Source organism: Telluria sp. GW821-FHT07G12, from assembly GCF_059418525.1.
Window position 1 is genome coordinate 1784857 of sequence record NZ_JBWKQA010000001.1, and the last position, 12922, is coordinate 1797778.

Below are 12922 nucleotides of genomic sequence, written 5' to 3' on the forward strand. Positions count from 1 at the left end.
AACAAACGTCGTCCCCGCGGAGGCGGGGACCCAAGTTCTGCCTTGGGTCCCCGCCTCCGCGGGGACGACGGGTTCATACCTAACTTTATGCTGCCTGCTTTTCCTCGCGCAGCGCGCGCCGCAGGATCTTGCCGACGTTGGTCTTCGGCAGTTCGGTGCGGAACTCGATGTACTTCGGTTTCTTGTAGCCGGTGAACTCGCGCTTGCAGTAGTCCATCAGCTGTTCGGCCGTCAGGTTCGGGTCCTTCTTGACCACGAACACCTTCACTGCCTCGCCGGAATGCTCGTCCGGCACGCCGATCACGGCGCATTCCATCACGCCCGGATGCGCCGCGATCACGCCTTCCAGTTCGTTCGGATAGACGTTGAAGCCCGACACCAGGATCATGTCCTTCTTGCGGTCGACGATCTTCACGTACCCGTTCTCGTCCATCACGCCGATGTCGCCCGACTTGAAGTAGCCGTCCGGCGCCATCACCTTGGCCGTTTCGTCCGGACGCTGCCAGTAGCCGGCCATCACCTGCGGGCCGCGGATCGCGATCTCGCCGACGCTGCCCAGCGGGAGCTCCTTGCCGTCGTCGTCCAGGATCGCCACCTCGGTCGACGGGATCGGCAGGCCGATCGTGCCCGTGAAGGACGAGATGTCGCAGCGGTTCGCGGTGGCCACCGGCGAGGTCTCCGACAGGCCGTAGCCCTCGATGATGTGGGCGCCGGTGACGGCCTTCCACTGGTCGTTGACCGCCTGCTGCACCGCCATGCCGCCGCCGTTCGACAGCTTCAGGCCCGAGAAGTCCAGGTGCCTGAAGTCCGGATGGTTCACCAGCGCGTTGTACAGCGTGTTCACCGCCGGCAGCGCATTGAACTTGTACTTGCCCAGCTCCTTGATGAAACCCGGGATGTCGCGCGGGTTCGGAATCAGGATGTTCAGCGCGCCCACCCGCATGCCCCACAGCGCGCACACCGTCAGCGCGAAGATGTGGTACAGCGGCAGTGCGCACACGATGGTCGGATGCTCGACCACCGGCGGCTTGTTCATCGCCACCGAGGACCATGCCTCCGATTGCAGCAGGTTCGCGATCACGTTCCGGTGCGTCAGGGTCGCGCCCTTCGACACGCCGGTGGTGCCGCCCGTGTACTGCAGGAAGGCGACGTCCGTGTTCTTCAGCTGCGCCGGCTGGAAGGGCATCTTGGCGCCCTGCGCCAGCGCGTCCTTGAAGCGCACGCTGCTCGGCAGCGAGAACTCCGGCACCATCTTCTTGACGTTGCGGACCACGAAGTTGACCAGCATCCCCTTGGCGCCGCCCAGCATCTCGCCCATGCTCGCCACCACCACGTGGCGCACCGGGGTCTTGCCCATCACCTGCTGCAGCGTGTGCGCGAAGTTCTCGAGCACGATGATGGCCTCGCTGCCCGAATCCTTCAGCTGGTGCTCCAGCTCGCGCGGGGTATACAGCGGGTTCACGTTCACGACCGTATAGCCGGCGCGCAGGATGGCGGCCAGCGCCACCGGATACTGCAGCACGTTCGGCATCATCACCGCCACGCGCGCGCCCTTGGCCATGCCGCGGCTTTGCAGCCAGGCCGCCAGCCGCTTCGACATGCTGTCCAGTTCCGCATAGGTGATGAACTTGTCCATGCAGACGAAGGCATTATTGCCTGCGTACTTCTGGAAGGACTCTTCCAGCATCTGGACCAGGGAGCCGTACTGGTCGGGATCGATTTCCGCGGGAACGCCGGGAGGGTACGACTTGAGCCAAATCTTGTCCATCGGGTGCCTCTGTCTCCAGTGTATTTATTCTGTATCGGCGGCCCGACCGAAAAAAACGCACGGTCGTGCTTACTTGTTTTCCATGATGCTATCGGGCAGCGAGCCCGATAGCAAGCACTTTTACTGCATTTCGAACATGAATTCTAGCCTCTTCGCTAGCGCCCTCCCATGGTCGGGGCTTCGCTGCGCTGCACCATCAGCGGCGCGCTCGGCGCCGGCGGCACCAGCGCCTTCAGGATGCGGTGGCGCTCGCTGCGGTCCAGTTCGGACAGCTGCCTGACCGACTTGTAGAAGCGCGAAAAACTGCCGTCGCGCTTGAGCAAGGCGCGGAAGGCCGGCACGAAGTCTTCGTAGGTCGCGATCGAGGCCAGGTGGGCGTTCGACAGCGGCTGCTCGAAGAAGCGGTCGTAGCCGGCGTAGCCGCCCCAGTTGCCCTTCAGGACCTGGTACTCGTCCTTCAGCTCCTGGAACAGGCGCACCTTGACCGCGCGCTTTTCGTTGTCGCTGCGGTCGACCACGGCATAGTTCTGCTCGAGCGCCTTGCGGTACTTGAGCAGCAGCGCCAGGAAGTCGTGCTTGCGGCTCTTGTAGCGCGCATAGGCATCGCGCATCCCCGGGTTGCCGAAGCGTTCCATCCAGCGCTCCACGCCCACCTCCTCGACCGTGCTGGCGAAGGATTCGTTGAACTGCGAATCGCCCTGCGCGTACACGATCTGGTGCGCCAGTTCGTGGAAGATCATGCGCGCCAGCTCGGCGTCCGGATAGTTGATGAAGGTGGAGATCAGCGGATCGCTGAACCAGCCCAGGGTCGAGTAGGCCGGCACGCCGCCGACTTCGACGTCGTTGCCGTCCGCCTTCAGCTCCTTGGCATAGGCCATGGCGGCGTCCTTGTTGTAGTAGCCGCGGTAGTTCACGCAGCCGGCCACCGGGAAGCACCATTGCAGGGGGCGCAGCGACAGCTCGGGCGTGGCGACCACGTTCCACAGCACGTAGGGGCGTTTCAGCGAGGCGTATTTTTTATAACTGTCATTATCTGGCAATGACATTTCGCTAACAGCGTAGCGGCGGATCTGGCGCGCCGTCTCTAAGCGGAGGCGCAGTTTGGAGCTGGTGCCGGGGTCGGCGATCCAGTCGTCAATCGGACGGGCGTCCGACAGGAGTTCAAGCTGGCCCTGGGCCGCCTGCGAGTAGTAGTTCAGCGTGGAGCAGCTGGCCAGCAGCCCCGCCGCCGTGCCCACGAGGAGCACCGCGCGGAGCCGCGGGGTAAATCGCGAAAGTTTCATGTGTCAAAAGGTTCATGCTGCGGCCTGTGGTCATGCTTTTTCCACCTGCACCAGCGTGTCGTAGAAAGTCGGCGCCCGGCCCATGTCGGTCAGGCGCTGGCTGGTTACTTCGTTGGCGTTCTTGCCGTCGCTGGCGAGCTTTTTCCACCAGATCGACAGGCCGACCACGAGGCCGGCCCGCGCCTTGGGCGTGACACGGGCTCGCGCGACGAACGAGCCCCTGTCGTTAAAGATGCGCACCATCTCGCCGTGCTCGATGCCGCGGGAAGCAGCGTCGACGGGATGGATGTCCAGGTGAGGTTCACCTTCCGTAGCGCGGAGGCTCTGGACATTGACAAAGCTTGAGTTGAGGAAGTTCCTGGCCGGCGGAGAAATCATCGCCAACGGATATTTCTCTGCCAGTTCGGGATTGGATGCTACGGATTCGTAGTTCGCGATGTAGCTCGGCAGCGGGTCGAGACCGTCCGCCAGCATCGATTCGCTATAAAACTCGCACTTGCCGGACGGGGTCGGGAAGCCGCCCTCCGCAAACGGTGCGGACGGCATGTTCAGCTTGCTCCAGCCGGTGCGCTTCAGCGATTCCCAGTCGAAGTGCACGGCGCGCGCGTCCTGCTTGTTGAAGGCTTGCGCGGCGAGCTCGTCGTCGGTTTCATCGAAGGCTGGATCGTCGAAGCCCATGGCTTTTGCCAGCAGGCGGAAGATCTCGGTGTTCGGTTTCGCTTGGCCCAGCGGCGCGATGGCCGCGTTATTCGCCATCATGTACAGGTGGCCATAAGCCAGGTGGGCGTCGACGTGCTCGAGCTGGGTGGTGGCCGGCAGCAGGATGTCCGCGTAGTCGGCGGAGTCGGTCTGGAAGTGTTCCAGCACCACGGTGAACAGGTCTTCGCGCTCGAAGCCGCGCTGTACTTTCGACGAATCCGGGGCGATCGCCAGCGGGTTCGCGTTGTAGACGATGACGGCTTCGATCTTCGGGCCGAAGCCGGGCGATGCTTCCTTCAGCAGGTCGTCGCCGATGGTGTTCATGTTGATGGTGCGCGGGGTACGGCCATCCGGCAGGCGGCCGCGCAGCAGGTCCGGGCGCTGCAATGCCAGCTTGTTCGACGGGAAGGAGCCCGAGGTCGACAGCTGCACGCCGCCGGCTGCATGGCGCCAGGCGCCGACCAGCGCCGGCAGGCAGGCAATGCTGCGTACCGCCATGCCGCCGCCGCGCACGCGCTGCAGGCCGTAGTTCATGCGGATCGCCACCGGCTCGCCGCGCATGGCGGTCTGGCCGTATTCGCGCGCCAGGTTCACCACTTCCTCGGCCGTGATGCCGCAAGTCTCGGCGGTGCGCTCCGGCGTCCATTCGGCCACGCGGTCCTTCAGCTGCGCAAAGCCGACCGTGTGTTTCGCGATGTAGTCATGGTCCAGCAGGTTTTCCTTGACCAGCACGTGCATCATGCCCAGCGCCAGCGCGCTGTCGGTGCCCGGCATGACGGCGATGTGCTGGTGGCACTTCTCGGCCGTCAGCGAGCGGTAGGGATCGATGGCGATCAGCTTCGCGCCGCGGCGCTTGGCTTCCTGCACGCGCATCCAGAAATGCAGGTTGGAGGCGATCGGGTTGCCGCCCCAGATCAGGATCAACTTCGCGTCCTGGAACTGTTCGATGTCGGTGCCGATCGAACCACCAATGGTGTATTTGTAGCCGGTGGTGCCGGCGGTCGCGCACACGGTGCGATCGAGGAAGGAGGCGCCGATCTTGTTAAAGAAGCGCATGGCCATCGCCTCGCCCTGCACCAGGCCCATAGTGCCGCAATAGCTGTAGGGCAGGATGGCCTGGGGGTCGCGTTCCGCGATCGGCTTCAGGCGCGCCGCAATTTCTTCCAGGGCCTGGTCCCAGCTGATGGCCTCGAACTTGCCCTCACCCTTCTTGCCGACGCGGCGCATGGGCGTGAGCAGGCGGTCCGGGTGGTAGGTACGGTCGACGTAGCGCGCGACCTTGGTGCACAGCACCCCGGCCGTGGTCGGGTGATCCGGATCGCCCTTGACCTCCGTCGCGACGCCATCTTCCACGGTGACGAGGATGGCGCAGGTATCGGGGCAATCGTGCGGGCATGCTGCCCTGACAAGGGTCTTGGTCATCGAATCAGATCCGGAAAAAACGTCGAGAAACCAATAGTTTAGACGATTCCCGCGGCCCCTGTGCCGGTACTGGCAAGGTCTGCTGCGGAAGGGCTACAATATTCAAAAATACAGGGAGAGAACGTATGAGACTTGTCGAACCCATCATCGCGCAGCAGGCGGAACTGGAAACGATCCGCCGCGACATCCACGCGCATCCCGAACTCTGCTACGAAGAACAACGCACCGCCGACGTCGTGGCCAGCCGCCTTGCCGGCTGGGGCATCGAGGTCGTGCGCGGCCTCGGCATCACGGGCGTCGTCGGCATCATCAAAAACGGCAGCTCGGAGCGCGCGATCGGCCTGCGCGCCGACATGGATGCGCTGCCGATGCAGGAACTCAACACATTTGATCACGCGTCGCGCCATGCGGGCAAGATGCATGCTTGCGGTCATGATGGACACACAACGATGCTGTTGGGTGCAGCCCACTATCTGTCGCAGAACCGCAACTTCGACGGCACGGTCTACTTGATCTTTCAACCAGCCGAGGAAGGCGGCGCCGGCGCCCGCCGCATGATGGACGATGGCCTGTTCGAACGCTTTCCAATGGATGCCGTGTATGGATTGCACAATTGGCCGGGTATGGCCGCCGGCAAGTTCGGCGTGGTCGCCGGGCCCATGATGGCATCCAGTAACGAATTCCGTGTGGTCGTGAAGGGCAAAGGCGCCCACGCCGCCCAGCCGCACCGCGGCATCGATCCCGTCATGGTGGCGGTGCAGATTGCACAAGCCTGGCAGACCATCGTCTCGCGCGAAAAGAACCCGCTGGACACCGCCGTGCTGTCGATCACCCAGATCCACGCCGGCAGCGCCACCAACGTGATCCCCGACGACGCGGTCCTGATCGGCACGGTGCGCACCTTCACCACCGAGGTGCTGGACCTGGTCGAGCGCCGCATGGGAGAGATTGCCCAGGGTGTCGCGGCAGCCTTCAACGCGGGCGTGGATTTCTCCTTCAAGCGCAATTACCCGCCGCTGGTGAACCACCCCGAGCAGACGGCCTTCGCGGTCGAGGCCATGAAGGCGGTGGTCGGCGCGGAAAACGTCGACGCCAATGTCGAACCGACCATGGGCGCCGAGGATTTCGCCTTCATGCTGCAGGCCAAACCGGGCTGTTACGTTTTCCTCGGCAACGGCGATGGCGACCACCGCCTGGGCGGCCATGGGCTCGGGCCTTGCCAGCTGCACAACGGCAGTTACGACTTCAACGACCAGCTGCTGCCGATCGGCGCCAGCTACTGGGTCAGGCTGGTCGAGATGAGTTTGCCTGCCGCCGCCTAGGCTTTACTGACGGGCAGTGTGTCGGCAAGCTCGCCGAGACGCTTGCCCGGATTCATTCTCTCCAGCGCGATCAGGGCGGCCGCGTGATCGGCGGCAGGCAGATCCGCTTCGATCGTTTCGTACTGCCGCGTAACCAGTTCAGTGACCGGCAGTCGGACGCCGGCCGCGTCTGCCGCGGCGAGGATATTGCGCTGGTCCTTGAGCTGGGTCCTGACCTGCCCGCCCGGCACGAAATTCCGCTCCAGCATGCGCTGGCCGTGCACCTCCAGCACGCGGCTGCCGGCAAAGCCGCCGCGGATCGCCTCGCGCACCGCGGCCGGATCGGCGCCCGCGGCTTCGGCCAGCAGCAGGGCCTCGGCGACGATATTGATGGTCGCGCCGACGATTAGCTGGTTGCACAGCTTGGCGACCTGGCCGCTGCCGACCGGTCCCACGCACTTCGGTCCGCCCATCGTGCCCAGCACAGTCTGGGCTGCGAGGAAGTCGGCCGGATCGGCCCCGACCATGATGGCCAGGCTGCCTGCTTCCGCGCCCAGCACGCCGCCGGACACGGGCGCATCGATGAAGCGGCAGCCGGCCTGCTGCAGCCGTGCCGCGAAGTCCAGCGCTTCGTCCTGGCGGGTCGAGCTCATGTCGATCCACAAGCTGCCGGGGGCAAGAAAAGGCAGCGCGGCATCGAGCACCTGGCCGACCACCGGCCCGGCATCCAGCATCGAGATGACGATGGAAGCGCCTTTGACGGCGTCCTCCAGCCGGGCGCAGGGCCGGGCGCCGGCGCCGCGCAGGAGGTCGGCTTTCGCCTGGGTGCGGTTCCAGGCGCGCAGCGGATAGCCGGCCCTGGCCAGCCGGGTCGCCATCGGCTTGCCCATCAGGCCGATTCCGAGGAACGCCAGGGTCGGGAGTGTGGTGGTGTCGTTTTCCATGCTTCGATTCTAACAATTGATGGACCGGCCACGCCAAAACGCGGACCTCGTTAAAATAGCGGGATTCGTCAATCGACAACAAAGGAAGAAGATGTTCTCCACCAAGAAACTCGCTACCTCGATGGCCGCCGTGGCGGCCCTGTTCGCCGCCCAGGCCAGCCACGCCCAGAACGGCCTGGTCGATGCCTACGCCGTGGAAGCCGGCGGCGGCGAGCACGTGCAGGTTCTGCGCCTGTCGGCCCAGAAGGACTGGAACAAGAACTGGTTCCCGACCAGCGGCTATCACCTGTCGGGCTACTGGGATGCCAACATCGCCTACTGGCGCGCCAACCAGTGGCTGGACGTGCCGGGCAATCGCCACAACCTGGCCGTGATCGGCCTCACCCCGGTATTCCGCTGGGAAGCCGACAACAAGCTGGGCTTCTATGCCGACGCGGGTATCGGCGCGGCCCTGTTCTCGGACGTGTACCGCAACACCCACCGCCAGCTGTCGACCGCTTATGAATTCGCCGACCACGTTGGCGTGGGCTATGTGTTCGCCAACAAATGGGAGCTGGGCGCACGCCTGCAGCACTATTCGAACGGCGGTTTCAAGAAGCCGAATGGCGGCGTGAATCTGTTGATGGTGAAGGCGACTTATCACTACTAAGCTGCGCCGTCCGCTTGAAATCGGCTCATTGGGATTTGTGTGACAATCTCCCAATGACCGATACCAGCACCGTCAAGAGCTACCTCCCCTGGCTGGTGGCGACTGCCCTGTTCATGGAGCAGCTCGACGCCACCATCGTCAACACCGCCATCCCCAGCATCGCGGCCAGCCTGAACGTCACGCCGCTGAGCCTCAAGTCCGTCGTCACCAGCTACATCCTCAGCCTTGCCGTCGGCATTCCTGTCAGCGGCTGGATGGCCGACCGTTTCGGCACCCGGCGCGTGTTCTTCACGGCGATCGGCATCTTCACGACGGCCTCGGTGCTGTGCGGACTGTCGGTGAACGCCGAGATGATGGTGGTCGCGCGCCTGCTGCAGGGCCTGGGCGGCGCCATGATGATGCCGGTCGGGCGCCTGGCCATCATCCGCACCTTCCCCAAGAGCGAGCTGCTGGGCGCGATGAATTTCGTGATCCTGCCGGCCTTGATCGGCCCGCTGCTCGGGCCCACAGTCGGCGGCCTGATCGTGCACCTGAGTTCCTGGCGCGCGATCTTCTTCGTCAACGTGCCGGTCGGCCTGCTGGCGCTGTTCCTCGTGCACCGCTACATGCCGGATTACAAGGGCGCCGAGCCGCGCCCGCTGGACGTGATCGGCCTGATCCTGTTCAGCTCGGGCACGGCGCTGCTGTCCTGGCTGCTGGAAATCTTCGGCGAGCACACGCTGGACATGGTGACCATGATGCTGATGCTGGGCCTGTCCGTGGCCCTGCTGGCGGCCTATGTCTGGCATGCGAACGAGCGCGAGCACCCGCTGCTGCGGCTGGCCCTGTTGAAAGTCCGCACCTTCCGCATCTCCGTGCTGGGCGGTTTCATTACCCGCCTGGGCATCGGCGGCCTGCCTTTCCTGCTGCCGCTGCTGTACCAGCTGGGCCTCAAGCTGCCGGCCTGGCAGTCGGGCCTGCTGATGATGCCGACCGCGGCCGCCGCGATGGGCATGAAGCTGATCGCGCCCAAGGTCCTGGCGCGCTTCGGCTACCGGCAAGTGCTGGTGGTGAACACGATCTGCATCGGCCTGACGATCGCGCTGTTCGCGCTGGTCGGCCCGGGCACGCCCTGGTACGCGATCGCCGGCATCGGCCTGCTGCAGGGCTTCTTCAATTCGCTGCAATTCTCGAGCATGAACACCCTGGCCTATGCCGACGTCGCGCAACAGGACTCGAGCATGGCCAGCACGATCGCTAGTTCCTTTCAGCAGCTGTCGATGAGCTTCGGCCTGGCCAGCGGCTCGCTGGTGACGGGTTGGTTCCTGGGCCGCGTGCCGCAGACCAACCAGGTGATGGTAACCGCGGCCCTGCATCACGCCTTTCTGGCGCTGGCAATCACGACAATGCTGTCTTCATTCGTGTTCTGGCGCCTGCGCCGCAGCGACGGCGAGAGCATCAGCCGGGGCAAGCCGCAGGTGAAGGAAGAAGCGGCCGCGCAGGATTCGGCGCCGCTGTCCCAGGCGTAGATCGCTAGCGCTAACTAGTAGTAAAACTACTCGCATACGATTGACTCTCGATATTGCTGAGCGTAGATTCTCCAGCAAGCCCGGCCGTTCATGTAGTCGGGATACAAAATCGATAACGATATCGGAGACAAATCTATGCACTTTCGGAGCAGCTTGAGCGCGGCAGTGACCGCGCTCGCCCTTGCCGGCGCTTTTGCAGCCAACCCCGCCTCGGCAGCCATCAATCCCAACAAGCTCGGCGCCAGCTACGACGCGACCAAGGCGAATCTCACCTTCAAGGTCTACTCGAGCCGCGCGACCCGCATCGAGCTCTACCTGTACAGCGCGGCCACCGGCGCCGTCGAAAAGGGACGCTACGTCATGACCCTGGGCACGGGCGGCATCTGGAGCGTCACGCTGCCCTCCACCACCCTGACCAGCCTGGGCCTGACCGGCACGATCTACTACGGCTACCGCGCCTGGGGGCCGAACTGGCCCTACAACAGCGCCTGGACCAAGGGCTCGGCCACCGGCTTCATCAGCGACATCGACGCCAACGGCAACCGCTTCAACCCGAACAAGCTGCTGCTCGATCCCTACGCGCTGGAGATGAGCCACGACCCGACCACGCCGACCAATACCAACGGCACGATCTACGCCAGCGGCGCGACCTACCGCAACATCGACAGCGGCTCGCTGGCGCCGAAAGGCATCGTGCTGGCCGGCGACACGCAGTCGATCGGCACCAAGCCCACCCGCGCGCTGAAGGACGACGTGGTCTACGAGGCCCACGTGCGCGGCCTGACCATGAACGACACCGGCATCACCGCCGCCTACCGCGGCACCTACAAGGGTGCGGGACTGAAGGCCGCAGCCCTGGCCAGCCTGGGCGTGACGGCGGTCGAGTTCCTGCCGGTGCAGGAGACCCAGAACGACACCAACGACTCCGACCCGACCAGCACGTCCGGCGACAACTACTGGGGCTACAGCACGCTGGCCTATTTCGCGCCCGACCGCCGCTACGCCTACGACAAGACGGCCGGCGGCCCGACCCGCGAGTTCAAGGAAATGGTGAAGGCCTTCCACGACCAGGGCATCAAGGTGTTCATCGACGTCGTCTACAACCACACCGGCGAAGGCTATGCCTGGTCCTCGACCGACAAGACGACCTATAACGTGATGGGCATGCGCGGCCTGGACAACCCGACCTACTACAGCCTGACTTCGGACTTCCAGAACTCCTGGGATAACACCGGCGTCGGCGGCAACTACAACACGCGCAACACGGTTGCGCAGAACCTGATCGTGGACTCGCTGGCTTACTGGCGCGATACCTTGGGCGTGGACGGCTACCGTTTCGACCTGGCCTCGGTACTCGGCAACACCTGCCAGCACGGCTGCTACAACTTCGACAAGATGGACTCGGGCAACGCGCTGAACCGCATCGTGGCCGAGCTGCCACCGCGGCCTGCAGGCGGCGGCACGGGCGTCGACCTGATCGCCGAACCCTGGGCGATCGGCGGCAACTCCTACCAGGTCGGCGGTTTCCCGAGCGGCTGGGCGGAGTGGAATGGCGCCTACCGCGACACGGTGCGCCAGGCCCAGAACAAGCTGGGATCGGTCACGGTCACCACCGGCCAGATGGCAAGCCGCTTCGCCGGCTCCTCCGACCTGTACGGCGACGATGGCCGCAAGCCCTGGCACTCGATCAACTTCATGACGGCGCACGACGGCTTCACGCTGAAGGACCTGTACCGCTGCAACAGCAAGAGCAATAGCCAGGCCTGGCCCTATGGCCCGAGCGACGGCGGCGAGGACAACAACAACAGCTGGGACCAGGGCGGCATCGCGGCAGATCAGCGCAAGGCGGCACGCAATGGCCTGGCGCTGATGATGATCTCGGCCGGCACGCCGATGATGGTGGGCGGCGACGAAGCCTTGCGCAGCCTGAACTGCAACAACAACCCTTACAACCTGGACTCCAGCGCAAACTGGCTGGGCTGGACGCGGACCACGGACCAGAACAATTTCGAGGAGTTCAGCAAGCGGATGATCGCGTTCCGCAAGGCCCACCCGGCACTGCGCCCCGCAAACTTCTATGCCTCCACCGACACCAACGGCAACGTGATGGAGCAGCTGCGTTGGTTCAAGCCGGATGGCAGCGTGGCCGATTCCACCTACTTCAACGATGGCAATAACCATGCGATCGCCTGGAGGATCGACGGCAGCGAGTTCGGCGATTCGGCCTCGGCGATTTATGTGGCGCACAATGCCTGGAGCGCCCAGGTCAACTTCGTGCTGCCATGGCCAGGCACCGGCAAGAGCTGGTATCGCGTGACCGATACCTGCACCTGGGCCGAGGGCACGAGCCAGGTGCGTGCACCGGGTTCCGAAGATGCGGTCGGCGGCGAGAACACCAGCTATGGCCTGTGCGGCCGCGGCACCCTGGTCCTGATCGCGAAGTAAGCCGGCATCTGCAACGCGGACGGGCGGGCGATGTCCAATCCAGTTTGGGGAGGACATCGCCATGAGCCTGTCTCTCGTCTCGGCCGACTTCGACGCCGGCGGCAGTATTCCGGCCATCCACACCTGCGACGGCACCGATTCCGCGCCCGCCCTGTCCTGGTCGGGCGCGCCGCCGGCAACGAAAAGCTTCGCCCTGATCATCGACGATCCGGATGCGCCGGATCCCGCGGCGCCTAAGATGACCTGGGTGCACTGGGTGCTCTACAACATTCCCGCATCTGCAGCCAGCCTGCCCTCGAGCATCCGCGGCACCGACCTGCCGCCGGGTACGCGCACGGGCATGAACGACTGGAAGAAAAGCGCATATAGCGGCCCCTGCCCACCGACGGGACGTCATCGCTATGTGCACAAGCTGTATGCCCTGGATGTGGTTTTGCCCGATCTCGGCCATCCCACCAAGGCCGAGCTGGAACAGGCGATGAATGGTCACGTGCTGGCGCAGGGGCAGCTGATCGGGACGTATCAGAAAAAATGAGGGGGTGTTTTCGGGCGCAGAAAAGCAAAAAGCCCGCTCAGTCTTTGACTGAACGGGCTCTGCTTAATAATTAGCCTGACGATAACCTACTTTCACACTGGTTGCAGCACTATCATCGGCGCAAAGTCGTTTCACGGTCCTGTTCGGGATGGGAAGGGGTGGTACCGACTTGCTATGGTCATCAGGCATAAACTGTACGGGTATCGTCGTCAATTCGACGCCACCCTGAATCCGGAAGAAGTAGTTTTGTATCTGTCTGTTCAACAAACAGCTGTCATTACCTGGCTTGTAGACTGCCAAGGTTATAGGGACAAGCCGTACGGGCAATTAGTACTGGTTAGCTTAATGCATTACTGCACTTCCACACC

The 12922-nt window shown here is 64.0% G+C and carries 9 protein-coding genes and 1 rRNA gene; 5 read left to right on the forward strand and 5 right to left on the reverse strand.

The genetic code is table 11. The features are described from left to right. Nucleotides 1-85: 85 nt before the first annotated feature. The 3 genes from AC07PE_RS08225 to AC07PE_RS08235 all read right to left on the reverse strand — a co-directional run bounded on the left by AC07PE_RS08225 (nt 86) and on the right by AC07PE_RS08235 (nt 5172). A complete protein-coding gene (locus AC07PE_RS08225) occupies nt 86-1768 on the reverse strand; it encodes a long-chain fatty acid--CoA ligase (protein ID WP_498762908.1) in 1683 nt (560 codons plus the stop codon). 155 nt (nt 1769-1923) lie between these two features. Further along, nucleotides 1924-3051, reverse strand: coding sequence for an aminopeptidase (locus AC07PE_RS08230; protein WP_498762910.1), 1128 nt, complete (start codon nt 3049-3051; stop codon nt 1924-1926). A gap of 30 nt (nt 3052-3081) precedes the next feature. After that, nucleotides 3082-5172: a molybdopterin-containing oxidoreductase family protein gene (locus AC07PE_RS08235; RefSeq protein ID WP_498762912.1), complete on the reverse strand. Its 2091-nt coding sequence runs from the start codon at nt 5170-5172 to the stop codon at nt 3082-3084. A 125-nt stretch (nt 5173-5297) separates the two neighbouring features. On the opposite strand from AC07PE_RS08235, the gene AC07PE_RS08240 reads away from it, so the two are divergent. Then, on the forward strand, nt 5298-6494 hold the full coding sequence (locus AC07PE_RS08240) for a M20 aminoacylase family protein (protein WP_498762914.1): 1197 nt from the start codon (nt 5298-5300) through the stop codon (nt 6492-6494). Here AC07PE_RS08240 and AC07PE_RS08245 read toward each other — a convergent pair. Further along, the gene (locus tag AC07PE_RS08245; RefSeq protein ID WP_498762916.1) at nt 6491-7417 is read right to left on the reverse strand and encodes an NAD(P)-dependent oxidoreductase; all 927 of its coding nucleotides are present in this window, start codon (nt 7415-7417) and stop codon (nt 6491-6493) included. The two genes, AC07PE_RS08240 and AC07PE_RS08245, sit on opposite strands and share 4 nt — an antisense overlap. 91 nt (nt 7418-7508) lie before the next feature. Here AC07PE_RS08245 and AC07PE_RS08250 point away from each other — a divergent pair, with 91 nt between their 5' ends. From AC07PE_RS08250 to AC07PE_RS08265, 4 genes are all read left to right on the forward strand, one after another. Beyond that, a complete protein-coding gene (locus AC07PE_RS08250) occupies nt 7509-8066 on the forward strand; it encodes an acyloxyacyl hydrolase (RefSeq protein ID WP_498762918.1) in 558 nt (185 codons plus the stop codon). 53 nt (nt 8067-8119) lie between these two features. Further along, on the forward strand, nt 8120-9574 hold the full coding sequence (locus AC07PE_RS08255; RefSeq protein WP_498762920.1) for a DHA2 family efflux MFS transporter permease subunit: 1455 nt from the start codon (nt 8120-8122) through the stop codon (nt 9572-9574). Between the two features lie 153 nt (nt 9575-9727). Further along, nucleotides 9728-12019 (forward strand): alpha-amylase family glycosyl hydrolase, encoded by a 2292-nt coding sequence (locus AC07PE_RS08260; RefSeq protein WP_498762922.1) that lies wholly within the window; start codon nt 9728-9730, stop codon nt 12017-12019. A 61-nt stretch (nt 12020-12080) separates the two neighbouring features. Continuing rightward, nucleotides 12081-12554 carry a YbhB/YbcL family Raf kinase inhibitor-like protein gene (locus AC07PE_RS08265; protein WP_498762924.1) on the forward strand — a complete coding sequence of 158 codons (474 nt, stop codon included), beginning with the start codon at nt 12081-12083 and terminating at the stop codon, nt 12552-12554. 73 nt (nt 12555-12627) lie between these two features. Here the strand turns inward: AC07PE_RS08265 and rrf are convergent. Beyond that, a 5S ribosomal RNA gene (gene rrf, locus AC07PE_RS08270) occupies nt 12628-12740 on the reverse strand. Between the last annotated feature and the right edge of the window lie 182 nt (nt 12741-12922).